The sequence below is a fragment of the Phenylobacterium sp. genome (assembly GCF_024508875.1).
GTDB lineage: Bacteria > Pseudomonadota > Alphaproteobacteria > Caulobacterales > Caulobacteraceae > Phenylobacterium.
In genome coordinates this window covers 1-13,660 of the sequence record NZ_JANINU010000012.1, presented here as the reverse complement: position 1 = coordinate 13,660, position 13,660 = coordinate 1, and the positions used below count along the sequence as shown (strand labels likewise).

The following is a 13,660-nucleotide window of genomic DNA, read 5'->3' as shown; positions in this document are numbered from 1 at the left end:
CGCGATAGAGGCCGAAGTTCTTGTCGCAGGAATAGGCGACCATGGCGTTGTCCACCGCCTCGAGGACGGTCCGAAGCCCCGCCGCGTCCTCCTCCAGTCCGGCGCCAAGTCCCTGGTAGGCGAGGTCGATCAGCGGCACGAGGCCGCGGTCCGAGATCACGTTCGCCAGCTCGCGCCACTGATCCGCGCTCGGGTCCGCGCCGCTCGGGTTGTGGCAGGCGCCGTGCAGCAGGACGACGTCGCCGGCGCTCGCTCCCTTCAGCGCAGAGATCGTCTCGTCGAACGTCAGCGCCTGGGTCTTGGGGTCGAAATGGCGGAAGCTGGCCACCTCCAGGCCGGCCTCGGCGAAGATCGGCGCGTGGATCGGCCAGGACGGCTGCCCCAGCCAGATCTTCGCGCCCGGCTTGCCCGAGTTGGCCAGTTCGGCCGCGAGGCGCAACGCGCCGGTGCCGCCCGGGGTCTGCACCCCGAACAGGTCGGCAGCCGCGGCGCCCGTCCCGAAGGCGATGGGCGCGAGCCGCTCAAGGTAGCCGAAGTCGCCTTCGGGCCCGAGGTAGGCCTTCGTCTGCTGCGTCTCCAGCAGCTTCCGCTCGGCCGCCTTCATGGCCGCGAACACCGGCGTCCGGCCCTGGGCGTCCTTGTAGACGCCGACGCCGACGTCGATCTTCGTGGGGCGAGGGTCCTCGCGGTACATCTTGCTGACGGCCAGGACGGCGTCGGGCGGCTGGGGCAGCAGGCCGTCGAACAGGGCGCCGGCGGTGGTGCGGGACGGGGCGGTGTCGGTCGAGCTCATCGCGTCAGTCTACCCGCGCTCGGGCGCATAGGGTTTCCATTCTTTGCGCTGGCGGCTGGCTGCTCGCATGGGCGTTCCAGAAATGGCGGCCGAACCGCCGGGACAATTCAGAAGCGCTGTCCCGACGCGCGCAGCAGCTTCGGGGTTGCTAGAACCGGAAATACGGTTCACATTTTATGCGCGTGCCGGGCCAGAAGGCCGGGCGGGCTCCTCCCCTCGGGGCCGCTCCGCGCGGGCGGCCCTGCCTTTGGGCGGAGCCGACAAGAACAGACGCTAGGGAGGGCGCACATGAAGATCGGCAAACTGGCCGCCGCGGGGCTGGCCGCGCTGGGGCTCGTCACCGCCTCGGCCGCGCCCCAGGCCCTGACGGGGATCGGCGCGGCCCAGGCGCAGGCGGCGAAGCGGCCGAACATCGTGCTCATCCTGGCGGACGACCTCGGCTACAACGACATCTCGCTGCACGGCAATCCGCTGGTGCGCACGCCCAACATCGACTCGATCGCGCAGTCGGGCGCGCGGTTCGAGAACGGCTACACGGGCGATGCGGTGTGCTCCACCTCGCGGGCCGCCCTGATGACGGGCCGCAACTACTCCCGCTACGGCTTCGAGTGGCTGCCCAACCTGCCGGGCTTCGTGAACGCGCGGAACGGCAAGTACGTGGTCGAGCGCTACGCGGCCAAGATCCAGCCCACCGACGGCAAGCCCATCCCGCCCGAGCGCAACGGCCTGCCCGACACCGAGGTGACGATGGCCCAGGTGCTGAAGGCGCAGGGTTATCACACCGGCATCGTCGGCAAATGGCACCTGGGCACGGCGCCCAACCTGCTGCCGCAGCGGCGCGGCTTCGATGAGTTCGTGGGTTTTCCGGGCGGGGCCGCCCTGTACGCGAAGGTGGACGATCCCACCGTGGTCACCGCCAAGCTGCCCTGGAGCGGCATCGACGCGTACCTCTACGACAACCTGACGACGAACGTCTGGCGTGACGGCAAGCCGACGCCGGCCAAGAAGTACATGACCTACGAGCTGGCGGACGAGGCCGTCAACTTCATCGACCGCAATAAGAAGAAGCCCTTCTTCCTCTATCTGGCGTTCAACTCGCCCCACAATCCGATCCAGGCGCCCAAGGCGATCTACGACCGCATGGGCCACATCAAGGACGAGAAGACCCGCGTCTACTATTCGATGATCCAGGCGATGGATGACGGCGTCGGTCAGGTGCTGCGCAAGCTGAAGGCCGAGGGGCTGGAGAAGGACACCATCGTCGTCTTCCTCTCCGACAACGGCGGCGCCTCCTACCACCAGATCCCGCAGGAGAACCTGCCGTACCGCGGCTGGAAGACCACCTATTTCGAGGGCGGCGTCCACGTGCCGTTCTTCGTCAAGTGGCCGGCCAGGATTCCCGCCGGCACGATGACGCCCGGCATCGCCTCCAGCCTGGACCTGTTCCCGACGTTCCTGGCCGCCGCCGGCGGCAAGCTGCCGGCCGACCGCGAGTACGACGGCGTCGACCTCACCGCGTCGCTGACGGGGCAGGCGGGACCTGACGCCCTTCGCAGCCGCAGCCTCTACTGGCGCAAGGGCGACTACCGGATGATCCGCCAGGGCGACTGGAAACTGCAGACCCTCGATGACCCGAAGGCGGTCTGGCTGTTCGACCTCGCCACCGATCCGACCGAGCGCATCAACCTGGCGTCGATGATGCCGGAGAAGGTCATGGAGCTGAAGGCGGCCTTCGCGGCCCAGGAGAAGAAGTACATCGCCCCGGCGTGGCCGGCGACCGCCCGCGCCCGCATCAACGTCGATGGTCACCCGCCGGTGATCCCGGGCACGGTCGAGTACGTGGAGTGGCTGAACTAGATAACGGAGGGCCGCCGTCGTGGTCGGAGTCCGGCCCGACCACGACGAGCGGGGACGTCGGCCGGCGGAGATCGTGCGCAGCGTTTCGAGGCTCCAGCCGTCTCGATGCCGGCGTCGGGGGGAGAGGAGGGTGTCTGCAACCCACGCCTCGCCGACTGCGGCGACGCTCCGCCTTTCGGCGACGAGCGGAATGTCAGCTTCGAGGTGCGGCTGCGATTCTCGCAACCGACCCGTTGCTGACCTCCGCAAGGGCCGCCTATGGCAGCCTGATGAGTGTGTGGTAGCTTTGCCGACGATGGAAGCGCTACGCACAATCAGGACCCGCTGGTGTCAATACCGTGCTGACCTCATTGCGAAAACCGAAGCAATGACGCCGAGGACGCGCATGTTCTACGTCCGCTCCTTCATGATGCCATGGTGTGCCGTACTCTTAGTCGGCGGCGTCCTGTGCTTCGCACTAGATATGATCTTCCATATTGGCGAGTTTGGTCGGGTCATTGTGCTGGGACCCTTCGCTCTCGTGAGCTTAGGCGGCATGTTCTATGCCGCTGGCGTTGTCATGTACTTCGGCGTCCGGGCTGACATTAGGCGAATGAAGGAAGCTCGGGCCAAAGTCGGCTAACCACCCCTCAGGGACGTTCGGAAGGCCTGCTTCCCGATTGGCCATGGGCGCGCGATCAGGTCGGCGAAGGACGGTCGGAAGTCCTAAGCTGTGAACATCGCCTCGCAGCCCGTGCCGGCGAGCGCGGCATCGGCCCGGGTCCGGTCTTCGGGCGCCAGGGCCGCGTATTCCTCGCGCAGCCAGCCCAGGCACTTGGCCTGGTAGGGGAAGGGCTGCATGACCCAGGGCTGGCCGTCGATGTGGGTCTGGACCTCGGCGGCGCCGTCGCGTACCGCGCGGGCGTTGGCCAGCAGCAGCGGCGCATAGGTTCGGCCGGCCTCGGCGAGGATCGCGGTCAGGGTCGCGGGCAGGGCGGCCGCGTCGAACCAGTCGGCCTCGGTCGGCTCCTCGCCTGTCAGGTCCTCCATCAGCAGGGTCCAGGCCGCGACCCGCGGGGCGCGGGCGTGGGTCAGCGCCATGGACGTGGGGTCGAAGTGGATAAGCTGGGTCAGCTGGCCGTAGGCCGCGAAGTCGCAGGCGGCCGGCCGGCCGCCCAGCAGGAAGCGGTGGTCGCGCAGGTGGGCCTCCATCAGGTCGAGGAAGCGCACATAGCTGGCCTCGATCACCGGGCCCGTGGTGGGGTTGGAGCCGACGTAGCGCAGGCGCGGGATCTGCCGCTCGGCGAAGGCGCGGCCCGCGGCCTGCAGCTCCTCGTCGGGCAAACGCGAGCGCGTATAGGCCGGCAGCACGGCGGCGGCCTTGGCGATGTCCGGCTCGTAGGCCCAGCGGTAGTGGAACATCGCCTTGGTGAGCCACTCGTCGCCGAAGTCCTCCAGCACCGCGTCGATGAGCGCGAGGGCGGGATCCGCCGGCCGGGCCTCGCGCCCGGCATGCTCGCGTTCCAGCCGCCGGAGCAGCGGCGTTGAGTCGGTCGCCGCGGTCAGGCCGCCCGCGCCGTCCGGGAAGTAGAACGTCGGCAGCAGCGACACCTTGGGCCGGGGCAGGTTCGGCGCCTCGTGCGAGAGCTGGACGAGGCTGTACGGAATGCGCCGGTAACGCAGTAGCGCCACCATCTTGCGGGTGTAGGGCGAGCCCGGCACCCCGCTCAGCATGACGCGGTCGTTCGATCCGCCCATCGTTCCCTCCATTGACTTGTTGCTGGCAATGATAAAACCGTAATTCCGGTTCGCAAAGAAAATCGCCTGGGGAGGCTGCATGCGGGAAGGGTCCGAGCCCGAGGTCTTCCTCTATGGCGCGCCATCGTCGCTCTATACCGCCAAGGTCCGCGCGTTCCTGCGCGCCCACCGCATCCCGCACGAAGAGCGATTCCCGTCGCACCCCCGCTATCGCGGCGCGGTGCGCGAAGCGGCCGAGAGCCATCGGATTCCGGTGGTGGAGTTTCCGGACCACACGGTGGTCCAGGACTCCACGCTGATCCTCGACGAGCTGGAGCGCCGCTATCGTCCGGCCGCCGACCTGGCCCTGGGGCCGCGCCAGCAACTGGTGAGCCACCTGCTGGAGTGCGTGGGCGACCGCGGGCTGACCAAGCCGGCGATGCACTTCCGCTGGAACTTCATGGCGGAGAACGAGGCCTTCATCGTCGGCGAGTTCGGGCGCGCGCTGCGCTTCCCCGGGCCGGCCGAAGAGATCGAGCGGCTGGGCCGGCGCGTGGCGGCGAAGATGTCGGGCTACCTGCCCATGCTGGGGATCGAGGCTCGCACGGTCCCGGCCATCGAGGCCGCCTACGCCGAGACCCTGGCGCGGCTCGACGTCCTGTTCTCGGAGCATCCGTACGTCCTGGGCGGCGCGCCGACGCGCGGCGACTTCGCCCTGATGGGGCCGATGTACGGCCACCTCGGGCGCGACCCCTATCCGCTTCGGCTGATGCAGACGGCCGCGCCGCTGGTGTTCCGCTGGATCGAGCGCGTCAACGGCGGGGAGGGGACCGGGCCCGAGTTCCCCGACGCGGCGGCGGCGCCGTTGCCGGGTGACCGGGTCCCGGACGCCCTCCAGGACTTTCTGCGCCACGTCTTCGCCACCTATCGCGACGAGTTGCTGGCGTCGGCCGAACGCCTGGCCGGCTGGGTCGCCGAACACGCCGACGCGGCGGCCGGCACGCTGCTGTCCCCCGCCGGCGTCGACCAGCCGGCGCTGGGCCCGATCGTCGTCGACTACCACGGGGTCAAGGTCCAGCAGCAGGCCATGGGCCATTCGCTGTGGGTGCTGCAGCGGGCGCTGGATTTCACGGCCAGCCTCGACGACGAGGCCCGCCGATCGTGCGAGGCGCTGGCCGACGAGGTGGGCGTCGGCGCGCTGTTGCGATTGAAGCTGGCGCGCCGTCTGACGCGGATCGGCGGACGCCTTGCGGTGGCCTGATTGACACTCCGGCGCGATACGCTCAAATAGGAATCAGAATTCACGTTCCGATCAATGAGAACGTGGCGGAGGAGGAAGCGAAGATGGCGGTCCCCGCCGGCTCCGACATGGCGTCGGACCCTACGCTCGCGCGGCCGATGACCGGCAGGCGCAGCGCCGGCCTCCTGGCGCACCTCAATTCCATCAACCTTGCCCGCGAGGCGCGGCGTCGATCCCGGCGCCAGTACGCGGCAGGGCGCCTCAAGTCCCAGCCGGGCGCCACGCGCCCATGAACAACACAACGAAGGGGGAAACCATGAGCTCGGCGTATAGGAAACATGTCCTGCTGCTGGGGGCCGCGGCGGCCCTGCTCTGCGCCGCGCCGGCGGCGGCGCAGGATGCGACGGAGGTGGAGACCATCGTCGTGACGGCGCAGAAGCGCGCCGAGGACATCCAGGATGTGCCCATGGCGGTGTCCGCGATCAGCGGCGACCAGATCGAGAAGCGCGGCGTCACCAGCGTGACCGAGCTGGCCAGGTTCCTGCCCAGCGTCCAGATCACCCAGTCCAACAACAACCGCAACACCACGGTGTTCGTCCGCGGCGTCGGCACATCGGGCACCAACCCGGGCATCGAGGCCAGCGTCGGGCTGTTCCTGGACGGGGTCTACCTGCCGGCCGCCGGGCCGATCCAGGTGAACCTGCAGGACATCTCCAGCCTCGAGGTGCTGCGCGGTCCCCAGGGGACGCTGTACGGCCGCAACACCCCGGTCGGCGCGATCAACATGACCACCCGCGCCCCGCAGCAGGCGCCCGAGGCGATGCTGACCGGCACGATCGGCAACTACGCGGACAAGCGGCTCGGCGGCTACGTCGGCGGCGGGATCACCGACAATCTCGCAGGACGCCTGTCGTTCTGGATCGCCGATCGAAAGGGCTACGAGCACAACCTCTTCACCGACGACGACGTGAACGGCTCGTCCCAGCGCGGCCTGCGCGGGCGGCTGAAGTGGACGCCGGCCGAGGACGTCGACGTCAACCTCATCGCCTACTACGCGCACATCAACTCGCACTGCTGCACGCCCGACGTGCTCGACCCGACCGGCGCGCGGGGCATCGCGACGCCCGGCTTCCTGGCCGCGAGCGCCGCGGTGGGCCGTCCGTTCCGCAATTACGACGACAAGGACCACGTGGTCGACGACGACTACGAAGGCCGCAACGCCACGGACAGCTACGGAGCCTCGATCCAGGTCGACAAGGACCTGTGGGGCGGCCACACCCTGACCTCGATCACCGCCTACAACGCCTACGACGACAACATCACGCAGCTCGCCGCCGACGCCGTGCCGCTGGACGTCAGCCGCGGCTTCCAGCGCCTGGTGGCCGAGGTCTATTCGGAGGAGCTGCGGCTCCTGTCGCCGACGAACCAGCGGCTCGAATACATCGCCGGCGTCTACCTGTTCCGCGAGGACATGCGCTACGACACCCAGAGCGTCGCGGGCGCCCAGGCCACGCGGGTGTTTCCCGGCAACGCCCGGGTGCTGCCCGGCGAGTTCAACCACTTCTACTATCGCCAGGCGACCGAGAGCGCGGCCGCCTTCGGCCAGCTCACCTTCAACATCACGGACACGTTCCGCGTCACCGGCGGCGCCCGCTATTCCTGGGACAAGAAGGACAGCTTCATCGCCAGCGTGAACAGCCCGGTCGGCACGGCCCAGTTCCGCTCGGCCTTCCCGATCAACGTGGTGGGCGACGTCAGCCGAAGCGAGAAGAAGTTCACCTGGTCGCTGGGGGCTCAGTACGACCTCACGCCTGACATCATGGGCTATGTCCTGGCGGCTACGGGCTACAAGACCGGCGGCTTCAACGCCCGCGCCGCCGCGCCGAACACGCCCTACGAGTTCGATGCCGAGAATTCGATGAACTACGAGATCGGCCTCAAGTCGACGCTGCTCGACGGGGCCCTCGTCCTGAACGTCGACGTCTACCGGACCACGCTGAAGGACTTCCAGGACTCGCTGCTCAATCCGGTGACGGGCACGGGCTTCATCGTCGGCAACGCCGGCGAGCGGCGCTCCCAGGGCGTCGAGGCCGACGCGCGCTGGCGGCTCACCCGCGACTTCTCGCTGAACGGCAGCCTGTCCTACAACGACGCCGAATACACCGACTACACGGCGGGCCAGTGCTACGCGGGCCAGACCGCGAACGGCAGCAAGCCGGGGAGCTGCAATTTCAACGGCCTGCGGCCCTCGCAGAACCCGAAGTGGCAGTGGAGCCTGGCCTTCGCCTGGACCCACGACATCGACTTCCACGACACCGCGCTCTTTGCGAACGGCGACATCTCCTACACCGACAGCCAGTACCTGACCTCGACCCTGGATCCGCGGTCGTACCAGGGCTCGTACACGCTGCTCGGCCTGCGGGCCGGCATCCAGGCGCAGGATGGCCGCTGGCGGCTCTCGGCCTACGGCAAGAACCTCAGTGACGAGTCGTTCTACCTGCAGACCACGGCCCATCCGCTCAGCTTCCTGATGAGCGCGGGCGGCACGGCGGCGGTCGACTCGTTTGTCGGCTGGTACGGTCCGCCCCGGACCTACGGCGTCGAGTTGCAGGTCAGGTTCTGATCGCCGCGTGCGCAGTCGTCCTCAGCATTGGGGCCTTGAGCCCGGGCGCGTCTCGCGCGTCCGGGCCGCCCCTTGTTTCCTTTTGGAAACGGCGGTCGGGACGGCTAAACCGCGAGCCGAGCAGCGGAAGATCTAGATGCCGAAAGCCAAGAGCCTGGACGCCAACGGGACCGACCCAACCTGGGCTCGTCCGGCGTACCAGAACCGCAGCCGCGAACAGCGCGACCGCCTCCTCAAGGCGGGCGAGCGCGCCTTCGCCGCCAACGGCTTCTGGCAGACCCACATCACCGATATCGCCAAGCGCGCCGGCTGTTCGGTGGGCAGCTTCTACCGCCGCTTCGAGGACAAGGAAGCGTTCTTCCTGGCGCTCCAGTCCGACATGGCCGCGCGCGCCGAAGCCAATATCGCGAAGTTCTTCGAGGACCCCGCCCGCGCGAACGAGACGCTGGACGAGCTGCTGGGCCGGCTGACCCACAACACCGCGCGCACGATGCGGGGGATCGAGGGCTACTACCGCGCGCTGTTCGAACTTAGCCTTCGGGGTCAGAACGTCTGGCCGCCCATGCGCCGGATCGAGGCCATCGAGGCCGAGTTCCTGGTCAAGCTCCTGAAGGCGCGCGGCGTCGCCGTCGATGACCGGGCGCAGCAGCGGGCGCACCTGGCCATCCGCATGATGCACGGCCAGATCATCTCGGCGATGCTGCACGGGCCGGGGCCCTGGAGCGCGGACGATCCGCTGCTGCACGAGGAGCTGGCGCTGATGCTGATGCGCTACCTCGGCATCGGCTCCGAAACGGTGCGGGCGAAGGCCTGAACGATCCGACGGCGCGCCGGAACGCGCCGCGACAAGAGGGGGAAGCAGACGATGAGCGGGCTCTATCGAATCTTCGGCTCGGAGATGTCGCCGTACTCGGTGAAGGTGCGCTCCTACTTCCGGTTCAAGGGGCTCCCGCACCGCTGGATCGCGCGCAACGCCGCCAACGACGAGGACTACAAGCGGTACGCCAAGCTGCCGATCGTCCCCACTGTCGCCACGCCGGACGACGAGGGCCTGCAGGACTCCACGCCGATCATGGAGGCGGTCGAGGCGCGGCATCCCGAGCCGTCGATCCATCCGGACGACCCCGCGCTTCGCTTCCTCTCGGCGCTGATCGAGGAGTTCGGCGACGAGTGGGGCAACAAGCTGATGTTCCACCATCGCTGGTACGCCGACGTCGATCAGGCCGCCTCCGCCCAGACCCTGGCTCGTCTGTCGCTGCCGAACGGCACGGCCGAGCAGGTGGCCGAACGCACGCGCATGGTTCGCGAGCGGATGACGGGCCGCGGCCATTTCGTCGGCTCCAGCGACGCCAACGCGCCCCTGATCACGGCCTACTACCTGGAACTGCTGGACATCCTCGAGGCGCACCTCGCCGAGCGGAAGTACCTCTTCGGCGCGCGGCCGGCCTTCGGTGACTTCGGCCTCGCGGCCCAGCTCTACGAGTGCTCGGTCGACCCCACCTGCGGCGGCATGATCCGCGCCCGCGGCCCCGCGGTGCTCGACTGGTGCCACCGGATGCTGGAGCCGCGGATCGATGGCGACTTCGAGGGCTGGGACAGCCTGAAGCCGACGCTGGCCCCGCTGCTGGCCTATGTCGGCCGCTACTTCCTGCCCTGGACGTGCGCCAACGCGGCCGCGCTGCAGGCCGGCGAGCCGGAGTTCGCCGTCCGCCTGGGCCAGGACACCTACGTCCAGCCGCCGCAGAAGTACCATGCCAAGTCGCTGGCCGCGCTGCGAGCCCGGTACGCTGCGGTGGCCGACGATGCGCGCCTCGCGGCCATCCTGGACGAGGCCGGCGCGAGGGCGGGGCTTCGCGTCTAGCGCTCGCGATTCAAAACGCCGATCGGCGGGCGGCGGTCCGCCCGCTTGCCCGGCCCGCCCATGGCTTGAACCGGCGTCGGGCGCAGGTCGGACAGCAGGATCGCGCCGTCGCCGTCGGGGTCCAGCAGGGCGAACCGGCGGTCGCTGGCGGCGCGCCATTCGGTCCGGCTGACCGTGAACGAGAAGTCGGCGTCCGCGCCGCGGATCGGATGCGGCTCGTTGATGAGACTGTAGGCGGCGGCGCCCTGCATGCGCGTGTTCAGCTCGTTGCGGCCCGCGGCCTGGCCACGACGGCCGCCGCCCATGCCGCCCATCATCCCGGCGCCTACGCGGCTGACCTCGGGGACCAGCTCCTCTTCCCAGCGGGTCACTTCCGGCATGCTGATCTGGCCGTCGCCGTCGGCGTCCAGCGCCTTGAACCAGGCGTCGGCGTCGGCGCGGAACTCGTCGCGGGTCAGGCGCCCGTCGTGGTTGGCGTCGGCCTGGGCGAACCAGGCGGCGGACGGGTAGGGCTGGTCTCCCGGAGCGCGGAAGGGCTGGCCGGACGGGCTGACGAACAACTGGGCGCGCGGCCGGTGCGGCCCGTCGCCGGGGCGCCCGCCCGGTCCGTCTGCGAAATCGTCATCGCCGAACCCCGGCGGCGGTCCGCCGCGAGGCCCGCCGGCGCAGGCCGCGAGCGCGAGGGTGATCCCGATGAGACCGATCCAGGTCCTGATACGCATGCTGTCCCGTCCGAAGAGCTTGGCCCCGTCTCGCCGCGCAAAGCGGCGGGCCGGTGTCCGATGCGCCACAATCGCGGGCTTTTCCGGCGCCGTCAGCCCCCGCGGAAGCGGGCGATCCATGCTGCGAGGGCGGCGACGTAGCGGCCGAGGTATTTCCGCGTCGGCTCGTCGATCAGCCGGCCCTCGGCGTCGAACTTCTCGTGCGCCCGGAACACCAGGATCTCGGGCTGGGGCATGCAGTACGAGTTGGTGAACTCGAAGGCCTGTCGCAACTGGCTCTGCCCCCGGGCGCTGCCCGTCTGGCCGGGGGAGGCGCCGATGATCCCGACCGGCTTGCGGTTCAGCGCCGCATCGGCCGGCGGACGTGAGGCCCAGTCCACGGCGTTCTTCATCACGCCCGGGACGCCGTGATTGTACTCGGGGCAGGCGAACAGCACGCCGTCGGCAGCGCGGATGGCGGCCTTGAACGCGGCGACGCCGTCCGGATCTCCGCCCGCCTCCACGTCGCCGTTGTAAAGCGGCACGACGGCCAGGTCGAAGGTCTCGATCGCCACCCGGTCGGGCGCGACCTCGGCGGCGGCGCGCAGAAGGGCGCGGTTGAATGACGCGTGGCGCAGGCTGCCGGCCACGCCGAGGATGCGGAGGGTGTCGCTCATGGCTGGCCTCTAGCACGCAGGACGGCGCCGCCGTTCGCAGAAACGGCGGCGCCTGGGATCGTTCGTTCGGCGAGCAGGCGTCAGGCGGGTTCGAGGGCCGCCGAGGATTGGCTCGTCGCGTCCTTCAGCTCGCCCTTCAGCCACGCGAGCAGGTCGTTGTTGATGATGTCGGCATGGGTCGTCGCCATGCCGTGCGGCAGGCCGGGATAGACCTTCAGCGTGCCCTTCTGCAGCAGCTTGATGCTCTTCAGGGCCGCGTCCTGGTAGGGCACGATCTGGTCGTCGTCGCCATGCATCACGAACACCGGCACGTCGATCTTCTTCAGGTCCTCGGTGAAGTCGGTCTCGGAGAAGGCCTTGATGCAGTCGTAGTGGGCCTTCACCCCGCCCATCATCCCCTGGCGCCACCAGTTGCGGATGGTCCCCTCGCTGACGTTCGCGCCGGGCCGGTTGAAGCCGTAGAACGGCCCGGTTGGCACATCGAGGAACTGTTGGGCGCGATTGGCGAGCAGGCCGGTGCGGAAGCCGTCGAACACCTCCATCGGCAGGCCTTCGGGGTTGCTCTCCTTCTTGACCATCACCGGCGGGACCGCGCCGATCAGCACGCCGGCCGCCGCCCGGTCCGTCCCGTGCCGTCCGAGGTAGCGGGCGACCTCGCCGCCGCCGGTCGAGTGGCCCACGTGCACCGCGTCCTTCAGGTCCAGCGCCAGCACCAGCGCCCGCAGGTCGTCGGCGTAGGTGTCCATCTCGTTGCCGTCCCAGGTCTGGCTCGATCGGCCATGCCCGCGGCGATCGTGCGCGATGACGCGATAGCCGTTCATGCCGAAGAACATCATCTGGGCGTCCCAGTCGTCCGCGCTCAGCGGCCAACCGTGGCTGAAGACGATGGGCTGTCCCGATCCCCAGTCCTTGTAGAAGATCTGCGCGCCGTCCTTGGTGGTGATGGTAGGCATTGGGGGCTCCTGTTCTGGTACGCCCCACGATGCGCCTCGCGCGTGACGGTCTCAATTCAACCTGCGGTGTCCGGCTGTCCGGGTGGCGATCCCGCCAGCCGACTGGGCGGTGGATGACCGCCAAACCGGCGCCCGCGGTCAGTAGCTGCCGAAGCGCACCTCGGCGCTGCCCGCCGGCAGCTCGATGGTCATGCCGTCCTTGGCGAGGCGCCAGTCCAGCTTGCCGCCGTCCTCGATCCCTTTTGCGAAGGTCTCGGGCGTGAACATCGGCAGGCCCGCCTGGGTCAGGTGGTTCAGCACCAGCGCCTTGACGCCGGCCTGCCGCGCGATGTCGGCGGCTTCCGCGGGTTCGGTGTGATAGGTCACCGTGTCGGCGATGACCGAACTCATGCGCGCATTGCCCATCATCGCCAGCCCCTGGGCCAGTTGCTTGGTCATGGCGTTGTTCTGCGCCTCGTGGACCAGCACGTCGGCGCCTTTGGCGGCCACGGCCAGCGGCGCCCACTTCGTGGTGTCGCCGCTCACCACCACCGAGCGGCCCTTGTAGTCGAACCGGTAGGCGAAGGCCGGGTCGATCGGGTCGTGATGGACCCGGATCGCCGTCACCGTCAGGTCGCCGTCCTTCCAGGCCACGGCCGTGCCGTCTGGCCTCGCGACGGTCACCACCTTGGGCGCGAGCAGGCCTTCGGCGGTCTCGAACCGCGCCCCGTGCTCGTGGTGCGCCTTGCGGAAGCGGTGGTCGTCCTCGTACGCGAGGTTGAACCCGTTCGCGAGCTTGTCGACGCCGGCCGGCCCGACCACGGCGAGCGGCGCCATCCGGCCGTTCACCCAGCTCTGCATGTTGAACTCGCCCAGGTCGCCGATGTGGTCCGAATGCAGATGGGTAACGAACACCGCCTTCGCCGCCGCGACGGGGATGCGCCAGGTCATCAGGTTCTCGGTGGCTTCGGGGCCGATGTCGACGAGGTACAGGGCGCCGCCGGCCTGCACCGCCGTGCACGGCTTGGCCCGTCCCGCCACCGGCAGCGGCCCGGACGTGCCGCAGAAGATCACCCGCAGGCCATCGAAAGCAGGGGCCTGCGCCTGGGCCGCCGTAGCGGACAGGGCCAGCGCCAGGGCGGCGACGAGGACGCGCAGCATGCTTGTTTCCCCCTAAAATCGGAATTCTAATTCACGTTCCTATGCTAGAGCTGCGCAAACCACAAACGGGAAGGACGCCATGACCCTCAGCTACGACCT

At 69.1% G+C, this 13,660-nt stretch carries 11 protein-coding genes; 5 read left to right on the top strand and 6 right to left on the bottom strand.

All coding sequences use genetic code 11. The annotated features are described in order from the left end of the window. On the bottom strand, window positions 1-793 hold a 793-nt coding region (locus tag Q0L11_RS01690), incomplete at its 3' end, for an aminotransferase class I/II-fold pyridoxal phosphate-dependent enzyme (RefSeq protein ID WP_296595113.1). Between the two features lie 288 nt (window positions 794-1,081). On the opposite strand from Q0L11_RS01690, the gene Q0L11_RS01685 reads away from it, so the two are divergent. After that, window positions 1,082-2,650: a sulfatase-like hydrolase/transferase gene (locus Q0L11_RS01685; RefSeq protein WP_296595112.1), complete on the top strand. Its 1,569-nt coding sequence runs from the start codon at window positions 1,082-1,084 to the stop codon at window positions 2,648-2,650. Between the two features lie 705 nt (window positions 2,651-3,355). Here the strand turns inward: Q0L11_RS01685 and Q0L11_RS01680 are convergent. Next, window positions 3,356-4,387, bottom strand: a complete 1,032-nt coding sequence (locus Q0L11_RS01680; RefSeq protein WP_296595111.1) for a glutathione S-transferase N-terminal domain-containing protein — start codon at window positions 4,385-4,387, stop codon at window positions 3,356-3,358. A 79-nt stretch (window positions 4,388-4,466) separates the two neighbouring features. On the opposite strand from Q0L11_RS01680, the gene Q0L11_RS01675 reads away from it, so the two are divergent. From Q0L11_RS01675 to Q0L11_RS01660, 4 genes are all read left to right on the top strand, one after another. Next, window positions 4,467-5,627 carry a glutathione S-transferase N-terminal domain-containing protein gene (locus Q0L11_RS01675; RefSeq protein WP_296595110.1) on the top strand — a complete coding sequence of 387 codons (1,161 nt, stop codon included), beginning with the start codon at window positions 4,467-4,469 and terminating at the stop codon, window positions 5,625-5,627. Between the two features lie 295 nt (window positions 5,628-5,922). Then, window positions 5,923-8,229 carry a TonB-dependent receptor gene (locus Q0L11_RS01670; protein WP_296595109.1) on the top strand — a complete coding sequence of 769 codons (2,307 nt, stop codon included), beginning with the start codon at window positions 5,923-5,925 and terminating at the stop codon, window positions 8,227-8,229. A gap of 136 nt (window positions 8,230-8,365) precedes the next feature. Then, window positions 8,366-9,043 (top strand): TetR/AcrR family transcriptional regulator, encoded by a 678-nt coding sequence (locus Q0L11_RS01665; RefSeq protein WP_296595108.1) that lies wholly within the window; start codon window positions 8,366-8,368, stop codon window positions 9,041-9,043. A gap of 51 nt (window positions 9,044-9,094) precedes the next feature. Further along, complete coding sequence (locus Q0L11_RS01660) at window positions 9,095-10,090, top strand: glutathione S-transferase family protein (protein ID WP_296595107.1); 996 nt, start codon at window positions 9,095-9,097, stop codon at window positions 10,088-10,090. Here Q0L11_RS01660 and Q0L11_RS01655 read toward each other — a convergent pair. The 4 genes from Q0L11_RS01655 to Q0L11_RS01640 all read right to left on the bottom strand — a co-directional run bounded on the left by Q0L11_RS01655 (window position 10,087) and on the right by Q0L11_RS01640 (window position 13,561). Further along, entirely contained in the window at window positions 10,087-10,812 is a 726-nt protein-coding gene (locus tag Q0L11_RS01655; protein ID WP_296595106.1) for an EF-hand domain-containing protein, read from the bottom strand. The two genes, Q0L11_RS01660 and Q0L11_RS01655, sit on opposite strands and share 4 nt — an antisense overlap. A gap of 92 nt (window positions 10,813-10,904) precedes the next feature. After that, the gene (locus tag Q0L11_RS01650) at window positions 10,905-11,468 is read right to left on the bottom strand and encodes an NADPH-dependent FMN reductase (RefSeq protein ID WP_296595105.1); all 564 of its coding nucleotides are present in this window, start codon (window positions 11,466-11,468) and stop codon (window positions 10,905-10,907) included. An 80-nt stretch (window positions 11,469-11,548) separates the two neighbouring features. Continuing rightward, complete coding sequence (locus Q0L11_RS01645) at window positions 11,549-12,421, bottom strand: alpha/beta hydrolase (RefSeq protein ID WP_296595104.1); 873 nt, start codon at window positions 12,419-12,421, stop codon at window positions 11,549-11,551. A 138-nt stretch (window positions 12,422-12,559) separates the two neighbouring features. Continuing rightward, window positions 12,560-13,561, bottom strand: a complete 1,002-nt coding sequence (locus Q0L11_RS01640; RefSeq protein ID WP_296595103.1) for an MBL fold metallo-hydrolase — start codon at window positions 13,559-13,561, stop codon at window positions 12,560-12,562. Window positions 13,562-13,660 lie beyond the last annotated feature (99 nt).

What these genes read in the sequence shown, in the direction of transcription:
- Q0L11_RS01685 (WP_296595112.1), top strand. Translation starts at nt 1,082, where the DNA reads ATGAAGATCGGCAAACTGGCCGCCGCGGGGCTGGCCGCGCTGGGGCTC.
- Q0L11_RS01680 (WP_296595111.1), bottom strand. Translation starts at nt 4,387, where the DNA reads ATGGGCGGATCGAACGACCGCGTCATGCTGAGCGGGGTGCCGGGCTCG.
- Q0L11_RS01675 (WP_296595110.1), top strand. Translation starts at nt 4,467, where the DNA reads ATGCGGGAAGGGTCCGAGCCCGAGGTCTTCCTCTATGGCGCGCCATCG.
- Q0L11_RS01670 (WP_296595109.1), top strand. Translation starts at nt 5,923, where the DNA reads ATGAGCTCGGCGTATAGGAAACATGTCCTGCTGCTGGGGGCCGCGGCG.
- Q0L11_RS01665 (WP_296595108.1), top strand. Translation starts at nt 8,366, where the DNA reads ATGCCGAAAGCCAAGAGCCTGGACGCCAACGGGACCGACCCAACCTGG.
- Q0L11_RS01660 (WP_296595107.1), top strand. Translation starts at nt 9,095, where the DNA reads ATGAGCGGGCTCTATCGAATCTTCGGCTCGGAGATGTCGCCGTACTCG.
- Q0L11_RS01655 (WP_296595106.1), bottom strand. Translation starts at nt 10,812, where the DNA reads ATGCGTATCAGGACCTGGATCGGTCTCATCGGGATCACCCTCGCGCTC.
- Q0L11_RS01650 (WP_296595105.1), bottom strand. Translation starts at nt 11,468, where the DNA reads ATGAGCGACACCCTCCGCATCCTCGGCGTGGCCGGCAGCCTGCGCCAC.
- Q0L11_RS01645 (WP_296595104.1), bottom strand. Translation starts at nt 12,421, where the DNA reads ATGCCTACCATCACCACCAAGGACGGCGCGCAGATCTTCTACAAGGAC.
- Q0L11_RS01640 (WP_296595103.1), bottom strand. Translation starts at nt 13,561, where the DNA reads ATGCTGCGCGTCCTCGTCGCCGCCCTGGCGCTGGCCCTGTCCGCTACG.